The organism is Chryseobacterium sp. PMSZPI (assembly GCF_002835665.1).
GTDB lineage: Bacteria > Bacteroidota > Bacteroidia > Flavobacteriales > Weeksellaceae > Chryseobacterium.
In genome coordinates this window covers 38,521-54,422 of sequence record NZ_PIZV01000016.1, presented here as the reverse complement: position 1 = coordinate 54,422, position 15,902 = coordinate 38,521, and the positions used below count along the sequence as shown (strand labels likewise).

11 protein-coding genes and 3 tRNA genes are annotated in these 15,902 nt (G+C 34.0%); 4 read left to right on the top strand and 10 right to left on the bottom strand.

Features of this window, described 5'->3' with window-relative positions:
- Nucleotides 1–82: 82 nt before the first annotated feature.
- The 9 genes from CW752_RS04020 to CW752_RS03980 all read right to left on the bottom strand — a co-directional run bounded on the left by CW752_RS04020 (nt 83) and on the right by CW752_RS03980 (nt 8,895).
- On the bottom strand, nt 83–1,504 hold the full coding sequence (locus CW752_RS04020) for a T9SS type A sorting domain-containing protein (RefSeq protein ID WP_101238483.1): 1,422 nt from the start codon (nt 1,502–1,504) through the stop codon (nt 83–85).
- 328 nt (nt 1,505–1,832) lie between these two features.
- Nucleotides 1,833–3,263: a LamG-like jellyroll fold domain-containing protein gene (locus tag CW752_RS04015; RefSeq protein WP_101238482.1), complete on the bottom strand. Its 1,431-nt coding sequence runs from the start codon at nt 3,261–3,263 to the stop codon at nt 1,833–1,835.
- A gap of 460 nt (nt 3,264–3,723) precedes the next feature.
- A complete protein-coding gene (locus tag CW752_RS04010; protein WP_101238481.1) occupies nt 3,724–4,512 on the bottom strand; it encodes a T9SS type A sorting domain-containing protein in 789 nt (262 codons plus the stop codon).
- A 1,202-nt stretch (nt 4,513–5,714) separates the two neighbouring features.
- Nucleotides 5,715–5,786, bottom strand: a tRNA-Glu gene (locus tag CW752_RS04005).
- Between the two features lie 85 nt (nt 5,787–5,871).
- Nucleotides 5,872–5,943: transfer RNA gene (locus CW752_RS04000), tRNA-Glu, on the bottom strand.
- A gap of 10 nt (nt 5,944–5,953) precedes the next feature.
- Nucleotides 5,954–6,208 (bottom strand): 30S ribosomal protein S20, encoded by a 255-nt coding sequence (rpsT, locus tag CW752_RS03995; RefSeq protein WP_101238480.1) that lies wholly within the window; start codon nt 6,206–6,208, stop codon nt 5,954–5,956.
- 66 nt (nt 6,209–6,274) lie between these two features.
- Entirely contained in the window at nt 6,275–6,595 is a 321-nt protein-coding gene (locus CW752_RS03990; protein WP_101238479.1) for a hypothetical protein, read from the bottom strand.
- A gap of 882 nt (nt 6,596–7,477) precedes the next feature.
- Nucleotides 7,478–7,549: transfer RNA gene (locus tag CW752_RS03985), tRNA-Glu, on the bottom strand.
- A 59-nt stretch (nt 7,550–7,608) separates the two neighbouring features.
- Nucleotides 7,609–8,895, bottom strand: a complete 1,287-nt coding sequence (locus tag CW752_RS03980) for an N-acetylmuramoyl-L-alanine amidase (protein WP_185117565.1) — start codon at nt 8,893–8,895, stop codon at nt 7,609–7,611.
- 53 nt (nt 8,896–8,948) lie between these two features.
- On the opposite strand from CW752_RS03980, the gene CW752_RS03975 reads away from it, so the two are divergent.
- The 3 genes from CW752_RS03975 (at nt 8,949) to CW752_RS03965 (ending at nt 12,517) form a co-directional block, all read left to right on the top strand.
- On the top strand, nt 8,949–11,534 hold the full coding sequence (locus CW752_RS03975) for a putative LPS assembly protein LptD (protein ID WP_101238478.1): 2,586 nt from the start codon (nt 8,949–8,951) through the stop codon (nt 11,532–11,534).
- Nucleotides 11,535–11,681: 147 nt separating this feature from the next.
- Nucleotides 11,682–12,062, top strand: a complete 381-nt coding sequence (locus tag CW752_RS03970; protein WP_047491629.1) for a RidA family protein — start codon at nt 11,682–11,684, stop codon at nt 12,060–12,062.
- Nucleotides 12,062–12,517: a hypothetical protein gene (locus CW752_RS03965; protein WP_101238477.1), complete on the top strand. Its 456-nt coding sequence runs from the start codon at nt 12,062–12,064 to the stop codon at nt 12,515–12,517. The genes CW752_RS03970 and CW752_RS03965 overlap by 1 nt, the downstream gene beginning before the upstream one ends.
- Before the next feature lie 70 nt (nt 12,518–12,587).
- On the opposite strand, the gene CW752_RS03960 is transcribed toward CW752_RS03965, so the two are convergent.
- Entirely contained in the window at nt 12,588–14,120 is a 1,533-nt protein-coding gene (locus CW752_RS03960) for a trypsin-like peptidase domain-containing protein (protein ID WP_101238476.1), read from the bottom strand.
- Between the two features lie 353 nt (nt 14,121–14,473).
- Between CW752_RS03960 and CW752_RS03955 the strand changes: the two genes are divergently transcribed.
- Entirely contained in the window at nt 14,474–15,856 is a 1,383-nt protein-coding gene (locus tag CW752_RS03955; RefSeq protein ID WP_101238475.1) for a rhodanese-related sulfurtransferase, read from the top strand.
- Nucleotides 15,857–15,902: the final 46 nt, after the last annotated feature.

Genomic DNA, 15,902 nt, shown 5'->3' with positions numbered 1-15,902 from the left:
TAAAATATTGACTTTTAATTTATTAAAAATAAAAAAAGACAGACTCATAAGTCTGCCTTCTATTGATTGTTTTTAATACGATTTATCTAGTTAGAATAATTTTGTTTGAAAAGACTTTTCCATCTTTTGTTTTCAGATTAAGAATATAAATTCCTCCCGGTAATGTCGCCGGCAGTTCAAAAGTCTTCGTTTGGAACTTTGAACGGTACACTTCTTTTCCAAAAGTATTGGTAATAGAAATGTCTGAATTTGTAAATTGAATATCCCCATCTAGAGTGATTTGACCTGTGGTAGGGTTAGGCGATACAGTGAATATTTCATTTGTTAATGGAGCTTGTGGGATAGTAAAATTTGTTGGAACTCTGTATGATTCTGGTAATCCTAATAATTCGTGTAGCTCGTCAATAGTAAGCTTTCGATCATACAAAAGAAGCTCATCCACTTGTGTTGATGAATCAATATTGATCCTTATAGGGCTTGGGCCTGGATATATGAAGCTTTTCTCTATCACATTGGAGATACGTTGAGTGCCGTCTATAGCAATAGATATATCTATCTTATTTTGTCCCAGATCGTTATATTCTATTACGTAATGGTGGTATTCACCAAGAGTGAGGGAAGTAGGTACTCCGTAGAGGGGTAAATCACGAAAGCCGATTGTTTTTGGACTAATATCTAGACTACCAAGTCCAATATTGGTATCGGTGAAAGATAAAACACTTGTGTTCTCGTTAAATCGTGTCCAAAATGAAATAATAAGATTGTGTGATGATATTATTTGTGGGAGAGTTATTTCTGTATCTGTGATAGCTTGCCCGCATTTTGATTGATTTGAAAATGTATTGCCTGCAGTTATAATATTCAACTCTCTTATTCTATCACTCATATCACCATCAAAAGAATAGTAAGCATATGGATCAAGAGGCAGATTATTGCTACATGTGCTAAACTGTGTGGGAAGATGATGAATATAATATACTCTAAATTCATTGCCTAAATTAAGTCCAAGCAGTCCGCTGTGTATGGAAATATTTACTTTATCAAACTGTTTATTAGTGGTAAATTCAATAGTTCCTTTTCTGTTATCACTAGGGGATATTTTTAACATGGTATTATCTACTCTTTTTCTGTCTCCATTGGATGTATTCCCTCTAAAAGTTTCAACATAGATTTCTCGGTTGGCTGATAATGGGGTGTTAGCAGTACCAACACCAATAGATATTTTCCTATAAGCAGGCGCTAATGGAAATGTGAATGTCTGCTCAATCCTGGCACCGTCGAGACCTAAAGGTAAATTAAACGTAGTGTAATCCGTTTCATTGTTTCCTACTGCGTTTTGTGGATTTTGAACCGAACAAAGAACACAAGTTCCGTAAATCTGGTTGGTTTGGCTGGTTGCGTAGGTTTTTCCAAGTTGTGCCTGGTATAAAACGTTGACTAGTAATAGCAATGTGACCAATACTGTTTTTTTTACAGCATATTGGCCCAAGAATAAATTTTTCATAAAATAAATATTTGTTTGGGTTGTATTTAACGATGAAAAAGAAGGTAAGGTTGGGTATAAGTGTATATATACAATTCCCCCTTAACGGTATGCCGGTACAATGCTTTGAATTCCTCTTGAAATGGCAATTTTTCTAAAGATGAATGCCTTTTCACAGAGGTAGTTTACTGAATAGTCAAAATTAATAAATAATAATGAATTGTATGTAAATTTAATATAAAATAATTATGATTTACATTATTTGTTATTAAAATAATAGATTATGTTTTATTAAAATAAAAAGACAGGCTTGTTTGCCTGTCTTAGATGTAATAATTCATAAGGTGTATTATCTTGTCAAAATTATTTTGCTGGAATACATTTTCCCTTCTTTTGTTTTCAGGTTAAAAATATAAATTCCTCCCGGTAATGTCGCCGGCAGTTCAAAAGTCTTCGTTTGGAACTTTGAACGGTATACTTCCTTTCCTGAAGTATTAGCAATGGAAATTTCTGCATCTGTTAATGGGATATTCCCACCGAGTGTGATTGGACCACGGGTTGGATTAGAAGCAATGGTGAGGCTTTCATCAGCTATTGCCATTTTTTGAGTAGTTAGACTTGTTGGAATATTGTAAGATTGCACCAGTTGGGTAATTTCAGTGTTATTCAATTCTCTGTTGTAAGCAATTATTTCATCAATATTCGAATTTTGCATATTGAATACCAGGGTACCATCGTTTTTAGGAGTTTTCCAATTGTCTATTTGGCCTACCGATACTCCATTAATATATAGTTTTACTGTAAGTGTTGTATTATCGGTATTTGGAGAGAAAGTTAATAAATAATGTTTGTATGTATCGGCGGTAATACTACTTTGGATATGTTGAGTTCCATTAAGTTGAGTTAAATACACTGTGTTATCAAAATTAGATATCAATAATCTGGCATCTTGAAAATCTGATACCGCAATATAAGATATGGTAGTACTTACTGTGTTTAATTTTGCCCAAAATGAAATGGTTGCCCCATTGTTTAATAATGCTGTTTTCCCTATAGTAGGAGTTTCGAGACGAACATATGCAGATGGTGCTTTAAGGGAAGTTCCACATATACCGCTTGAAAATTGAGCAGCAGGATATGATGAAAGATCATGCCCGATTATTTTATCTTTAATGTCTCCTTCAAATGGATAATATGAAAACGGATCAAGCGGAGGGTTTCCACATGAAGTAAACGGAGCAGGAAGATGATGGGTATAATAAATTCTGAGTTCTTCACCCATATTAAGTAATCCGCTGCTAAGTGAAATCTTGATTCGGTCAAAACGTTTTGAAGGGTTAAACTCAATGGTTCCTCTTATTGAATTAGGATCATCGGTTTTTACCATTGTATTGTCTAATACCGTGGCGTCATTATTGGAAATATTTCCATTAAAAGTTTCTATCGATATTTTTCCTAATGGTAACGATGTAACAGGGGTATTCACAGTGCCGATTCCAATAGTTACCTTTCTGAAATTAGGGGCAAGCTCTGAGAAAATAAGGGTTTGATCAATACTGGCAAAAAGACCAATGGGAATCTTTAAAGCAGCGTAATTGTTTTCATCACTTCCTACGGCATTTTGTGCATCTACTATGGAGCAACTCAAACAAGGACCCGAAACCTGATGGGTCTCACTACTCGCATAGGTTTTGCCTAGCTGAGCATAACAAAAAATATTCGTTAAAAATATCATGACTGTCAATACAGCTCTTTGAATGCTGTTAAATAAATTTTTCATATAATTAAAATATTGGGGGTTATATATTTAATAAAAGAAGTGATCGAAATTGGGAAATTTAAAAACAGGTTAAACTCCTCGATTATATAAATCATTACTGGGGGAATATGTAGTAAAGATACTGTCATATGCAGCAATATAAGGTTAATATTAGCCCAAAATTAAATAATTAAAGTGAATCATATGTCAATAATAAGTGAATATTTTATTTATTACATTCTTTTTATATCGTATTCCATTCGTTAATAGAGAAATGTAAAAAGACAGGCTTTAAGGCTTGTCTTGAATTAAATAATTATCTTGTTAAAATGACCTTACGCGTAAGACTTTTTATCTTCAGTTTTCCATAAGAGTACAAGTCAGTGTATTTATTTTTATGGAATTTTTATTTTGTTTTTTTAGAATATAAGGAATAAAAAAACCGGCAAACTTAAAAGTTTGCCGGTTTTTTGTTGATAGTTTATTTAATAATAATTTTATTAGAATAGATTTTACCTTCTTTTGTCTGTACCTTCAGGATATAGATGCCTTCAGGTTGTCTTGATTCAAAAGTGTTGGATTTTAATGTACCATGATATACTTCTCTTCCGAATGTGTTGATTAAGCTAACTTCTGATCCTTCAAAAGGAATTTTCCCATCAAGAGTGATCTGACCATCTGTGCTGTTAGCTTTAAAGGTGATATGCGGATCTTTGTATTGGTAAGCATAATAGAGTCTAAGTGCAGCATTTAGACTAAGCAGCCCTCCGTTAAGATTTACTTTAACACGATCAAAAGGTTTGTTCATCGTGATTTCAATTTCTCCTCTGCTTGGATCAGTTCCCCCAAGATTAAGGTTACTAGAATTAAGGGTTTGATAATCGTTATTAGAAACACCTCCATTAAAAGTTTCTATAGTGACACTCGTAGCAATCTGTGCTGCCAACATTGTTTTATCTGTACCAAAACCAATAATAAGTTTATTCGTATCAGCAGCGATATTGGTTTTGTCGAAAATCAAAGTCTGTTCGGTTCTTGCAATAAGTCCTACTGAAACTTGTAGAGTGGAGTAGGTAACGTCATAATTATCCACGGCATACTCCGGATTCAGGACACCGCATCCCAAACAAATGCCCACAACCTGGTTACTTTGGCTGGTTGCATAAAATTTGTTAAGCAGTTGTGCAGATAAATTGTTCATGAAGAACAATGATAAGGCCAATAGAATAGTTTTTCTTGTGAATTGGCTCGCTAATAAATTAGTTTTCATATGGTGAAATTTTGGTTTTAGTTTTTTTTGTAAATCTACACATAAAATGATTATGTTGATAAATTTATTTTATTTTTTTGTAAAATGGTAATAATTCTACTTTTTTAAATATGAATTATTAATTTTTATTTAACGGAGTTTATTGATTGCTCCTTTCCTGAGATTCATTTAAATATAATTCTGTTTTGACAAAAAACTGAGTAGTTGGCAAATGGTAAAAGAATAGCGGTGAATGTAGTATTGAATAAGAATCTACATCTCAAAAGTAAATTAAATTTCATGTTATTAATTTTTAGCTAAGCCAAATTTAAGCATTAATATAAAAAGAGAAAAGAAATATTTCCTTTTTTGGTGATATTTATAATGGCTATGATTGCTACTTTCTATTCCAGCCTTAAGAATAACTTCTAATGATAAAAAGGGATCAGTCCCAAAGTTGTGGGCTAGGTAAAAAATTAGTTAATCTGAAGAAAAAAAATGAATTATCTTTTTACTTCTCTAGGCTTTATATTGAAATTTAATTTCAACGCAAAGATAAGATTCAATTCATTATTGATAAGGGAGCTAAGAAAGCGACAAAAGTCGCTGATGAAGCGATGTAGATATGCGTACGCTTAGAAAGAATCAATACAATTGATTCAGCCTTTGCTTCCTAAAATACAACACCTGATAATAGAAATCCTGGATCAGGCGCAAAACTTGTGGACTAGGCAAAAAGTTAGGTTATCTGAAGAGAAAAAATGTTCTGTCCTTTACGCCCCTAAGATGTATTCTGTAGTTTTACAAAACGCAAAGACAAGAGCGATTCCTTATTGATGAGGAGGCTAAGAAAGCGACAAAGTCGCTGATGAAGCTGTATGGATATGCACACGCTTAGAAAGAATCAATGAAGTTGATTCCAATCTTTGCTTCCCTAAAATAATTCGCAAGAATACTGAAAACTTTGCGTTACATTTAAATGATATAGGTATAAATATTCCAACCTCCCCAACTTTTGAGACTGATCCAAAATCCTTTGCGTTACATTTTAAAATTAAACAGATCTAAATATTCTAAGCCCCACAACTTTTGCGCTTGATCCATAAAAGCAGGTGTATCTCATTATAAATTAGAAGTACGAATGTGTGGTATTTAACCTAAAAGAAAATATGATGTAAATTATAAAGCAAAAAAGAGAAGATCTAATGAAAGTCTTCTCTTTGTAGCCCGTAGGGGAATCGAACCCCTCTTACCAGAATGAAAATCTGAGGTCCTAACCGATAGACGAACGGGCCGGTTAGATGTTTGTTAAGGTATAGCTTTTCAACTTTTGTTTTAAAAAAACCACCGTAAAAATGTCAGTGGTTTTTTAAAACTAAGTAGCCCGTAGGGGAATCGAACCCCTCTTACCAGAATGAAAATCTGAGGTCCTAACCGATAGACGAACGGGCCAGCTATACTTTTACGCTAATTTATTAACGTGCTTAGTTAATTTACTTTTTAAGTTAGCCGCTTTGTTTTTGTGGATAATATTTTTCTTAGCTAATTTATCCAATAAAGCGATAACTTTTGGCAGTTGCTCTGTTGCAGCAGCTTTATCTTCTTCACTTCTCAAGACTTTCATTGCAGTTCTTGCAGTCTTGTGGTAGTATCTGTTACGAAGTCTTCTAGCTTCGTTTTGTCTAATTCTCTTTAACGCTGATTTATGATTTGCCATATCGTTTAAATGTGAGTGCAAAACTATAAACTTTTTTTTAAACTACCAAATTTATTTTGAAAATTTTTAATTTTCTTCTGAAAGGTACTTTCTAAGCTTATCTATTGCCTGTTCTATTTTAAAATTTTCTTGTTCTTTCTCTATTTTTTTGATCGTGTTTCCTAACATGATCAATGCGTTGTTCCATTCTCCAGTCGTATTGGTGAAAGTAAGTTCATCTATTGTCACTTCAAAAGCAACCCTTTCTCCAGTCCTGTAAAGTCTGAAACTGATTTTATCATCTTTGCCTACAATCCCGTCTTCATTGATCTTTAAATCATAACTTTTTGGGTTAGAGTGGATTTTCTTAAAAAGCAATTTAGCTTCTTGTATTTTTAAATCCGGCATGATATAAAATTTGATGGTTCGAAAATCATCTTATACAATGATTTATCAATAATATTTTTCATCAGTGTCACCATATTTGTATCAGCAATTATGGCTAAAATTTTTGCAAATATAAGGCTTTTGTGATATATAATGTTAATGAAATGTCTTTTTAGAATAAAAGTAAAATGTTTTTTTTAATAAAACTCAGTATATCAATACAGTGTATTTTGCCAATTTTATTTCTAATTTGAGAATGTTTCCAAGTCTAGAGATTCTGAAGGTGTATCTGGTTCGAAGAAATTGAGAAATAAAGTCAGATAATATAAAATCCCGTTGTGCATTTTGATATTTTAGTGTCAGTTCAGAGTATGTTTTGAAGCCTGAAAGCTGGAAGTAAATTATAACGAATAACGATTCATCTTTTTTTATTGATCTTAAGGCAAAAGTTAATGTTGCCATAAGCTGTCAGTCATTACAACTGAAAATAACTTCCAGCTTCAACCCTTTTACCGGACATATTTGTCTCGAACTCGCAGGAGATTTTGAAGCAAGAGTTGTAAGGCTTAGAATATTTAAATCTGTTTAATTTTAAAATTTCATGTAAAGGATTTTTATTATCCGTGTTATATTTTAGAAAAAAGACTGAATCAATTGTATTGATTCTTTCTAAGCGTATGCCTATCTACATCGCTTTATCAGCGACCTTTATACTCTTGGCTCCCTTATCAATAATGAATTATATCTTGTCTTTGCATCTAAATAAAACTTCAATGTAAGTTTAGGGTAGTAAAAAGATAACTCATTTTTCTCTTCAAATTAACCCAACTTTTGCACCTGATCCGTTAAATAATATAAAATAAAAAACCTTTAACTATTCAAGGATAGTTAAAGGTTTGTAAGTAGCCTATAGGGGAATCGAACCCCTGTTGCAAGAATGAAAATCTTGAGTCCTGACCACTAGACGAATAGGCCAAATTTTGAGGTTGCAAAAGTAATAATTACCTGCGAAACTTCAAAATTATTTTTTTAAATTATTTATATACTTTTTGTATTACCGTGTTTTTTATGCCCTTACCTTCAAGGTCTTTTTGGAGCTTTACAGCATCTTCCAGGGTATAAACCTTTCCATAGGTATAATAGAATACACCGCTATCTTTGTTTCTTTCTATATCTTTCAGGTTTTGTAAGATGTACGAATTACCGTTTAGTTTTTCACCGGCATATACTTCTATCGTATAATATCCCATGCTTATTTTTTGGTTAGGCATAAAACCTACGGCAAAAGCATTTTTGAATCCTGCATCCTTAGCGGTTTTAAGATTGATATCTCTTACGGAAGCCATATTCGTTACAGCATAATAATATTTGTATTGTCCGTTTTCTTTGAGAGTAAGGACATAGTTTAATCCTTTTAATGCCGGATCATTTTCATTGTACTTGGTAGGAGAACTCATCAATAATATTCTGAAATCATTCTTCAGAGCTACTTCAGCCGGTTTCTCAGGCTCCGGTTTTTTCATCGCGAAAGATCCTCCTGTTTTTCTGTCTATAGCTTTCTTATAGTCTATGATTGCATTATAAATACTTTCTGCAATTTCACTTTGTCCTTTTTCAGAAGCGATATAATGACTTTCCTCAGGATGATTGATGAATCCGGTTTCGATCAGTACAGATGGCATGGCATTCATACGAAGTACGTGAAGGTTTTTCTGAAACACCCCTCTGGAAAATCTTTTGTCTTTATTCACAAAATTATCTTCTACCAGACCGCCCAGAAGGAGACTTGATTCCAAATATTTACTCTGCTGAAGTTTTAAAGCTATTAAAGACTCAGGAGAGTCAGGATTATAAGAACCGAAAGTCTGTCTATCTTTTTCATCAAGAAAGATTACATCATTTTCTCTTTTGGCTACCTCCAGATTTTCGTTGTTCTGGTTGGGTCCTTGTACATAGGTTTCCGTGCCATAAGCTGTAGGTCTTGCTGAAGAGTTACAGTGAATAGAAACGAATAAGTCTGCCTTACTTCTGTTGGCCAGATTCGTTCTGTCCGATAATGATGGATATTCATCGATCTTACGGGTGTATATTACTTTGAAATCTCTGTTTTTTTCAAGCATTGCCCCAACCTTTAACGTAATGGCAAGTGTAACGTCTTTTTCAGCCACTCTTCCAATGTCTGAATAGGTCCTGTTGGCCCCATGATCACTTCCTCCGTGTCCTGCATCCAGAACGATAGTAAATTTCTTTTGAGCGAAAATAAAGTTGCTGATAAGGATAAGGAGAAATGATAAAATTATTTTAAAATTTTGTTTGTGCATCTTACAGTTATAAAAATTATATTAATTTTGGGCCTTAATTATATATAATAAAATTGGCCAAAACCGTCTTCAAAAATATATTACAAATTTTAATTATCCTAATTTTTAACAATTTTTTAGCACAGAAAACTCCTGAAAAATTGCCTAAAAATGCGGTTAATGATACTATTTCCAAAAAGGATACCATTGTTGCAAAAAAAGAAGCTTTGGATGATGTTCTTCGTACAAAAGCCGATGATCAAAGAAGAGACATCCCTAAAAAGATGACATTCCTTAATAAAAATGCACAGGTAAAATATCAGGATATGCAGATTGATGCAGATTATATTTCTATTGATGATAACAAAAACCTGATCTATGCCAGAGGTAAACAAGACTCTTTAGGAAAAATTATTGAGCCTGTTATTACAACGCAGGCCGGTAAAAAATACGAGACCAATCAGTTTAGTTACAATACTAAAACAAAACAGGCGATCGCTTTTAATGCCAGAACAGAGGAAAGTGAAGGGGTGATTATTGCTCAAAAAACGAAAAAATACAATGATTCGGTGTATGCTATGAGAAAAGCGGACTATACAACCGATGATTATTTTATAAAGAAAAAAGATACAGCTGCGGATTATTTTATGAGAGCTTATAATATCAAGCTTATTAAAACCAAGAAGAAATCACAGATTGTTACAGGTCCTATTCAGATGTTTATAGAGAAGGTTCCCACACCTCTTTATTTACCATTTGCGATTCTTCCGTTTTCAGATAAAAGAGCTGCTGGTATTTTGATTCCAAGTTTTGGAGAAAGGGAGGATGTAGGTTTCTTTCTTAACGGGATAGGATATTATCAGCCAATAGGAGAGCATTTTGACCTTAAAGTACTTGCTGATATTTATACAAAAGGAAGCTGGAACCTAAGACCACAAATGAACTATCAGAAAAAGTACCGATATTCAGGGAACTTTACAGCGGATATTGGAACAATGGTAAGAGGGATTAAAGGACTGGATGATTATACCAAAAATAGTACATATAGAATTTCCTGGACCCACTCACAGGATACGAAAGCCAATCCGTTCCTTACCTTCAGCGCTTCTGTGGATATTGTGAGTACAAAGTTTTATAACAATCCACTTAATAATAATTATATTTTCAACCAGAATGTGTTGAATACACAGCAGAATTCAACGGTAACCCTTACCAAGAGATTTCTTAAGCTTCCGGTAACGATTACGGGAACGGCGTCTTATTCACAGAATTTTGCTACCGGATTAACGGATTTGCGTCTTCCACAGATGAACGTAGCGATCAATCAGTTCTATTTATTTAAATCAAAAACCGGAGTAAGACAGGGACTTATTGAAAATATTACGGTAAATACAGGATTGAACCTTACAAATTATGTCAATTCGCAACAAAATGAATTGTTTACCAAATCGATGTGGGACAAAATGCAGACAGGGCTTAAAAACAATATTGCTTTGGCAACCAATACTACTTTGGCTAAATATTTTACATTCAGCTTAAGTGCAAATATTGATAATGCTCTAACGACGAAATCATTAAACAGATACTATGATCCTGTTAAGGCTGTTACTGTAGATGAAATCCAGAAAAATTTTACAGGATATTCCACATTCTCTGCAACAACCAGTCTTCAGACTACATTATACGGTATGATGAAGTTTAAAAAAGGTTCGGTTGTAGAAGCAGTAAGGCATATGATGACTCCGAGTATTGGATTTACCTATTCTCCGGATTTCTCAAGTCCTAATTTTGGCTATTATAAAAATTACTATAACGCGAATGGGGCACTTACTCCTTATTCCATTTTTGAAAAAGGAATCATAGGAAGCCCTACCAGTGGAATGGTGGGTGCCTTAGGATTTAATATCGGGAATAATATCGAAATGAAAGTAAAGTCTAAAAAAGACTCTACCGGAGTGAAGAAGATCAAGATTTTTGAATCCTTAAGCCTTGCAGGAAACTATAACTTTGCAGCTAAAGATCACCCTTGGTCGGTGCTTTCTATTAATGGGCAATCTTCTTTCTTTAATAACAAACTTAATGTTAATACAAGTCTTACCATAGATCCTTATAAAATTGTTTTTGTTCCGGGACAGGATACCGGGATCAGAACAGAACAATTTGGAGGTTTTAGTGTACAAGGGTTTAATGTACAATTGTCTTATCCTTTAAGCAGCGAAGTTTTCGGAGAAAAAAAGGATTATGCTAAAAAGTATTCTTCGAAAGGGGAAGTCCGAAATGAAAATTATTATTTCGATGATGATCATTATGCTCATTTTGATCAGGCCTGGACGTTGAACATTAATGCCAACTATGCATATACAAAAGGTCTGAGCAGATTTGGTTCTAAAATCGCATCGCTTGGTCTTGATGGAAGTATAAAGCTAACTCCTTATTGGAATATCAACGGAAGTACTCACTATGACTTGGTGACTAAACAATTGGCTTATACAAGGATTGGTTTTTCAAGGGATCAACGAAGTTTTACCATCAATTTCAACTGGGTTCCTTTCGGACAGTATAAAGTATATGACTTCTTTATCGGGATAAAAGCCAATATCTTAAGTGATGCATTGAAGTATAAAGACAGAAGTTTCACTCAGCCTAATGCACCTTTCTAATATCAGATTGGCATTTGAGAATATAAATTTTATATTTGCAACCAAAATAAATTCTATTGAAATTGTCATTAATGAAATTGTTTAGTAAACAAATATGTACTTTAAATGGCGATGGCATATGACTTTATAAAAAATAAATACCCACATATGAAACAAATAATCAACACAGTTAATGCACCTGCAGCAATCGGGCCTTATTCACAAGCTAATATGGCCAATGGAGTTTTGTATATCTCCGGACAGATTCCTGTAGATCCTGCAACTGGTAAACTGGTAGAGGGAATCGAAAAAGAAACACATCAGGTAATGAAAAACCTTGAAGCTATCTTAACAGAAGCAGGAATGACTTTTAAAAATGTTGTAAAAGCTACGATCTTCCTTAAGAATATGGATGATTTTGCAGTGATGAACGATATTTATGCTTCTTATCTGGATGCAGAAAGCTTTCCGGCACGTGAGACAGTACAGGTTTCTTGTCTGCCTAAAAATGTGGATATCGAAATTTCTATGATTGCACATCAGGATTAATGAATTTTATAAGAAATACATTTGCGGTGTTGGTGGGTCTTGCTATAACAGGGCTTATCATTACTCTTGGTATAAGAGCATTTCCGCAATGGGTAACCTTTGAAGCTTTTGCTCCGTTTGAGCATTGGCAAAGGTTTCTTTTCAGCATGAAGAATGATAAGGCTTTCTTTGGCTTTCTATTGTTTATTTCAGGATTAGGAACGACAATAGGAGGTGTTGCTACGGCAATTATCGTGAAATATGCAAAAGTGGCTTATGCTATTCTTATCGGATTCATCATGCTTTTTATTGCGATGTTGGATGTGATTATATTTCCTTATCACCCGACATTTTATAAGATTTCTATTTTCCTTACTTTCTTTCCGTTTTCCTGGATCGGGGGTAAGATTGTAGAAGTGATTTATGAGCGGAATAAGAAAAAAAGAATCGTTGAAAAAATGAATAAACCCAAATAAATAAAAAACGCTGTAGAAATTCTCTACAGCGTTTTTTGTTGATATGAAACAAACTATTGTTTGTTTTTTATTAAGGCATTTTAAATCCTTTAGTATAAATTCTTCCGTATTCATCCACAAACTTCACTTGTACATTACCTTGGTATTTATCCAGGATTCTCTCGATATCCTTTTGTGAATTTACAGGCTTTCCATTGATTTCAACAATGATGTAATTGTCAACGATTCCTATTTTTGCCATTTCACTTCCTTCTGCTACATTTTTAGTCGTTACACCACTTGTTAATCCATAGTCTGTTTTAAATCTTTCACTTAATGGTTCAAACTCAGCACCGATTTTTTCAGTAACGCTAAGATCTGCTTTTGTTCTGGTAGAAGTGCCTCCTTTTTGGTCTCTAAGGGTAACTGTCGTACTTCCTTCTTTACCGTTTCTTGAATAGAATACCTGTACTTTATCTCCGGGACGTTTGCTTCCGATAGACATGGAAAGATCAGCGAAATCTGAAATATCATAATTGTCTATTTTGGTAATGATATCACCTTTTTTAAGACCTGCATCTTCTGCGCCACTATTGTCCCCAAAACCTGTAACATATACTCCGGAACCGGATTTAATATTGGTTTTGAACTTTTGGTTGTACATTGCAACTTGCTGATCGTTAGAAAGATCTAAAGACTGAACGCCTAAGAAACCTCTTTGCACGATACCGAATTTCTTGATGTCTTCAACAATTTTTCTTGCCAAATTAGAAGGTACAGCAAATCCATATCCTTGATAATATCCTGTGGTAGACTGGATTGCAGAGTTGATACCGATCAAGTCTCCATTGGTGTTTACTAATGCACCTCCTGAGTTCCCCGGGTTAATTGCTGCATCCGTCTGAATAAAGCTTTCAATTGGATTCGTTGCTTTTCCCTGTCCTCCTAAAATTCCGATTCCTCTTCCCTTAGCAGAAACGATACCTGCTGTTACTGTAGAATTCAATCCCAGTGGATTTCCTACTGCCAATACCCATTGTCCTACTTCAATATTGTCTGAGTTGGCAAAGTTTAAGTAAGGAAGCCCTTTTTCTTCAATCTTTAATAAAGAGATATCCGTGTTAGGATCAGTTCCTACTAAAGTGGCGATATATGATTTCTTGTTGCTTAATACTACTTCTAGTTTATTGGCCCCGGCCACTACGTGGTTATTCGAGATGATATAACCGTCAGGAGAGATGATTACTCCGGATCCCATCCCTGAAGGCATATTGTCCGGAGCTTGTTGTTGCTTCTGCCTTTGCTGGCCTCTGCCTCCTCCAAATGGATCTCCGAAGAAATAGTCGAACAGATCTTGTTCAGATGCTCTGTTTGATGTTCTGCTTTGATAATTCTTAATGGTAACTACAGCCGGAACTGTCGTTTTGGCTGCCTTTACAAAATCATCACCTGTTGCTCCTGTATTCATACCTGCAAATGTTGCTGTAGGTGCTGATGTTGTGAAATAAGATTGATCTCCACTGTTGGAACCGTGTCCGAAATATTGTATTGCTCCAACGGTAGTAGCTCCTGAGATAACCCCTACTACTGCAAATGGTAATAGTTTTTTTAAAGTACTCTTCATTGTATATCTTTCTTTGTTGTTTATTAATTAGTTTTCTTTTTATGTTTTTGAGTAAACAAATTTAATGTTAAATAAGTAAGCAATTACTATGCTATGTTTCAATTTTAACTAAAATTTAACGGCTATTATGTCATTTTATATCTTATGTGATAATTGTTAATGTCAGGATTAACAAAACTTAAAAATTTATTAAAGAAAATATGACAGAAATGATAATATATGTTATAAGCATACAATATAAAAATGCCATCTGTCACTCATCAATTTATGCTTGTTAATCCAGTCATAAATATACTTAATTTAAAAATGTCTATCTTTGCAAAAATATTTTTCTCACTTAAAACGTTTATAGCATGCAACTGTATAACACCTTAAGCGCAGAAGAAAGAGCTCAACTTATTGATGAAGCTGGTAAGGAACGCCTTACGTTGTCTTTCTATGCGTATGCCAAAATTGAAGATCCCAAAAAATTTCGCGACGATTTATTTATAGCCTGGAATGCTCTTGATGCACTCGGCCGTATTTATGTTGCTCACGAAGGAATTAATGCTCAAATGAGTGTTCCTGCTGATCAATTTGAGGCTTTCCGTGATACGCTTGAAGCTTATGATTTCATGAAAGGCATTCGTTTGAATGTAGCGGTTGAACAAGACAATCACTCTTTTTTAAAGTTGACGATAAAAGTCAGAAATAAAATTGTTGCTGATGGTTTGAACGATGATACTTTTGATGTTACCAATAAAGGGGTTCATCTTAAAGCTCAAGAGTTTAATGATATGCTTGATGATCCTAATACCATTGTTGTTGATTTTAGAAATCACTACGAAAGTGAAGTTGGGCATTTTGAAGGAGCAATTACTCCGGATGTAGAAAACTTTAGAGAAAGTTTACCAATCATTAATGACCAATTACAGGATTTTAAAGAAGATAAAAATCTGTTGATGTATTGCACGGGTGGAATTCGTTGTGAAAAAGCCAGTGCCTACTTTAAACATCAAGGTTTTAAAAATGTTTTCCAATTAGAAGGAGGGATTATTGAATACACCCGTCAGATAAAAGAAGAAGGTATCCAGAGTAAATTTATTGGTAAAAACTTTGTATTTGACCATCGATTAGGAGAACGAATTACGGATGATATCATTTCGCAATGCCACCAATGTGGTAAACCGTGCGACAACCATACAAACTGTGCTAACGATGCTTGCCATCTATTGTTTATCCAATGTGATGAATGTAAAGCAGCTATGGAAAACTGCTGTTCTACCGAATGTTTAGAAACAATACATTTACCTTGGGAAGAACAGGTGAAACTTAGAAAAGGTTTACAGGTTGGAAATAAGGTTTTCAGAAAAGGGAAATCTGATGCTTTGAAGTTTAAACACTCAGGTGATTTATCAACACAGCCTTTAGCACAAGCTACAAAAACAAAAGCTGAAACTAAAAATATTCGTCAAAAGATATCTGTTAAAAAAGTGTTGATCGGAAAAGCTGAACATTACTATTCAAAATCTAAGATTGCACAGTTTTTAATTGAAAATAAAGAACTTTCTATTGGGGATAAAGTATTAATTTCAGGTCCTACAACAGGTGAGCAGGAAATTACAATTACTGAAATGTATGCGAACGGTGGTCCTTGTGAAGTTGCAAAAATAGGAGATCAAATTACTTTTGAACTTCCATTCAGAGTTCGTTTATCGGATAAATTATATAAAATCTCGCACGCTGAAAACGCATAATAAGTATGTTGAAAGCCGAGCTTAGAAAAAAATATCTACAAAAAAG